This window comes from Lapillicoccus sp. (genome assembly GCF_046595215.1).
In the GTDB taxonomy this organism is placed as follows: Bacteria; Actinomycetota; Actinomycetes; order Actinomycetales; family Dermatophilaceae; genus Lapillicoccus.
This window is the reverse complement of sequence record NZ_JBKJPP010000198.1, coordinates 1-3,775: the sequence shown is the minus strand read 5'-3', so window position 1 is coordinate 3,775 and position 3,775 is coordinate 1. Positions and strand designations below refer to the sequence as shown.

Here is a 3,775-nt window from a genome sequence, read left to right as displayed (position 1 = left end):
CTTGGAGTACCAGAGCCCGAACCGTTGACAGGCCGAGCGCAGGAAGTCGTGGTCCTCGGCGTTCTTGCTGTCGGTCTGTAGCAGGTTGTGGTCGACATACTGCACCGACACCTCCGTGCGGACCCTGTCCAGGCCGAGCGCCTCCAGCTCGAGCATGACCATCGTGCCGGTGGCGTCCTGGGTGAGCGTCTGGTCGACCCGAAGCGCGATCTCGTCCCCAGGGGTCATCTGCCCGGACACGAGATGGGCTGCGATGAGCTTCTGCGCGACGTTCTGGCCCACGATGTGCCTCCTCATTCGGGCGGACGGCGTTGACCCATCACGCGCCAGGTTTCAGGGCCGTCGGTCATCGAGCGGTCGACTTCTCGGTCGCAGCGTGTGAAGGCGATACCTGATCCGGGTTTGTCATCTTAGCTTGCGATCAAACCTCGGACCTACTTCGTTGAGGTGCCGTTAATGCTCAGCTCGATGGCTTTGGCCGCTATGCCGAGCGTCTGGGCTGCCGACAAGGTGACGGGGTAGGCGCTCCAGGAGATGGGCGTGGTCTCTCACACGCATCTTGACCACCGCTCGCCGGCTTATCACCTGGCCGACCTTGCCGACCATGTGCACCTTGTGTGCCTGTCCGGCGGGCCGTGATCGAGAGCGCGGTCGCCACGGCCGACCCGTTCGTGGGGAATCCTTTGACCTGTCACGGCTTTGTGGCAGATGTGAAACACATGGCGGTACACGGATGGTGCGAAGCATGTTCGGCTCAGACAACCCCAGCCCAGGCAACCCCGTGAGCCCCACTGAGGTGGCGGCGTCTAGCCCGTTGCTGAGCCGGCACGGAGCCGTGGCGGGGCAGGGCGTTGCCGCTGCCGTTGCCGCGCACTACGGCGACCCGTTGCGTGAGCAGCACCTCCTGGTCGAGGGACTGGCCGCAGTCGACCTGTCACACCGTGGGGTCCTGACCATCACCGGGCCGGACCGCCTTTCCTGGCTGCACTTGATCACCACCCAGATGCTGACCGGGCTGGCTCCGCGCACCTCCGCAGAGACGCTGGTGCTCAGCCCCAAGGGGCACATCGAGCACGAGCTGCACCTCGTCGACGACGGCGAGACCACCTGGGTCACGGTCGAGCCCGGCACCACTCCGGCGCTCCTGGCCTGGCTGGACTCAATGCGTTTCATGCTGCACGTCGATGTCGCCGACGTCAGTGCCGACTAAGCCGTCATCGGTGAGCCGATCCGCTCCGAGACCTCGGCGGCGGAGCCCTTGGCTTGGAGTGACCCGTGGCCGCTCATGGTCGGCGACACTGCGGCATACAGCGCGGCGGTTGAACCGGCCCAGCACCCAGGAAGCGAGCGCCGCTGGCGCGAGCTGATCGTCCCTCGAGACCAGCTCGAGGCGGCGATCGGTGACCGGCCGATGGCGGGGATGTGGGTAGCCGAGGCGCTACGCATTGCCGCATGGCGTCCGCGCCTGGGTTTCGAGACCGACCACCGCACGATCCCGCACGAGCTCGACTGGCTGCGCACGGCGGTGCATCTGCACAAGGGCTGCTATCGCGCGCAGGAGACCGTGGCTCGCGTTCATAACCTCGGCCGGCCGCCGCGCAGGGGGTGTTCCTGCACCTCGACGGGTCCGGTCACACTCTGCTCGAACGCGGCTCCGAGATCGAGGTCGAGGGCAGAGTCGTCGGTCGCCTGACGTCGGTGGCGCTGCACCACAAGCTCGGCCCGATCGCCCTGGCCGTCCTCAAGCGCAACACCGCCCTCGATGCCGTGTGCCTGGTCGACGGTCTCAGCGCCAACCAGGAGGAGATCGTCCAGCGTTGAGATGACGAACAGGCAGCGTTAGGCGTGACTCCAGGTCAGGAACCGGCCCGTTCACGCTCCTTCGCGCGCTACCGCGGCGACTCCTGAGCATAGCCGCGGTAGTAGTAGTCGGCGCTCTTGGTCGGTAGCAGGTTGAGGACAAGTCCCAGGGCATGAACCTTGACGGGGGCCAGGGGCTGCACTGATCTGGCCAGGTGGTCGCGGTCGACCAAGTCCAATGCCGCCCACCACGAAGGTCCCGCAGGCGATGGTGCTCACCACGGCAGTGTCGGTCACGGGCAGCAACGGAGGTGCTGTTGATGATCACCACGTCGAAGCGGGACTCCAGCTCACGCAGGGTCTGGGTCATCGCGGCCGAGCCGAGCAGCTCGCTGGGCTTGGGCGGAGCCGAACCTGCGGCGATAAGGGCGTGGTCAGGCGGGAGATCGCCATCTCAACTTCTACGAGAGGCCGGGACAACCTCCGCGGACCTCGCCGGCGTCGGGGCGTTGCAGACCCTCAGCACATTCGATGGTGGTCGTCTTGCCGGCACCGTTGAGCACCAGGACCGCGGTCAACTGCCATAGCGAGCGGTGCAGATCACGCCCTGAGGGCAGTGGTTGCGCCAAATCGCTTGGTCAGCTCGCGCACGGTCACGGCCTCGGTCACGGGCGAAAGATAGGACTTTGCGCTGTATGACCGGTGTCACGTCCGTGCAAGGCGCCTCTGACTAGATAGCCGGGCCGAATTAGGTCACACTCTTGTTGTGTTATTCGCTGACCACCCTGTTTCTCAGGGTCCCGAGGGCCCTGACGCTGCGGACGGGTCCAACCCGGAGCCGCAGGGTCTTGGTGCGCGGACCCGGGACCGGGTCCGGCAGGCGATCTCCGAGCATCGTTCCCACCCTCGCCTTTCGCCTGGGCCTGATGCTCGCAGCTGTCCGCGATCGCCTTCACCCGACCAGTCGGGGCGACGCGGCCCATGGCGAGCATGCCTGCACCACGTTCATCCCCATGAGCGCTGTGCCCGTGCGGGCGATCGCGGCACTTAAGGCACCCAAAGGCACGACGATCTCTGATGAAGGGTCCAGGCAATGAGCAGTACCGTTGAAGAGCTCGGCACCGTTGAGGAGCGTAACCCGGGTCTGAAGGACCTCGGGAACTACAAGTTCGGCTGGTCCGACAGCGATGCTGCCGGTGTGTCTGCTCGTCGAGGCCTGAGCGAGGAGGTCGTGCGCGACATCTCGGGCCGCAAGAACGAGCCCCAGTGGATGCTTGACCTGCGCCTCAAAGGCCTGAAACTCTTCGGCAAGAAGCCCATGCCCACCTGGGGCTCTGACCTGACCGGCATCGACTTCCAAAACATCAAGTACTTCGTGAAGTCCACCGAGAAGCAGGCCACCTCATGGGAGGAACTGCCCGAGGACATCAGGAACACCTACGACAGTCTGGGCCTCCCCGAGGCCGAGAAGCAACGGCTCGTGGGCGGTGTGGCCGCGCAGTACGAGTCTGAGGTCGTCTACCACCAGATCCGTGAGGACCTGGCCGAGCAGGGTGTCATCTTCGTCGACACGGACACCGGCCTTCGTGAGTATGAGGACCTGTTCCGCGAGTACATCACCTCGGTGATCCCGTTTGGTGACAACAAGTTCGCCTCGCTCAACACGTCGGTGTCGTCAGGTGGCTCCTTCATCTACGTCCCGTCGGGTGTCAAGGTCGACATCCCGTTGCAGGCCTACTTCCGGATCAACACCGAGAACATGGGCCAGTTCGAGCGGACCCTGATCATCGCCGACGAAGGCTCCGACGTGCACTACGTCGAGGGCTGCACCGCCCCGATCTACAAGTCGGACTCGCTGCACGCAGCCCCGAACACCTACTCCAGCATCATCTCCAAGTCGGTGGCTCGCGGCGGTGGCCGACGTCATACCGCGGTCTGGTGCAGATCATGGAGGGCGCGCACGGTTCGGCTTCCA

The 3,775-nt window shown here is 65.2% G+C and carries 3 pseudogenes; 2 read left to right on the top strand and 1 reads right to left on the bottom strand.

The window, feature by feature from the left end:
- Positions 1 to 282 (bottom strand): annotated as a pseudogene (locus tag ACLL9L_RS16720) (aconitate hydratase); the annotation flags it as partial.
- Between the two features lie 463 nt (positions 283 to 745).
- Between ACLL9L_RS16720 and ACLL9L_RS16715 the strand changes: the two are divergent.
- Positions 746 to 1,821: pseudogene (locus tag ACLL9L_RS16715) on the top strand (YgfZ/GcvT domain-containing protein).
- Positions 1,822 to 2,893: 1,072 nt separating this feature from the next.
- Positions 2,894 to 3,775: pseudogene (sufB, locus tag ACLL9L_RS16710) on the top strand (Fe-S cluster assembly protein SufB); the annotation flags it as partial.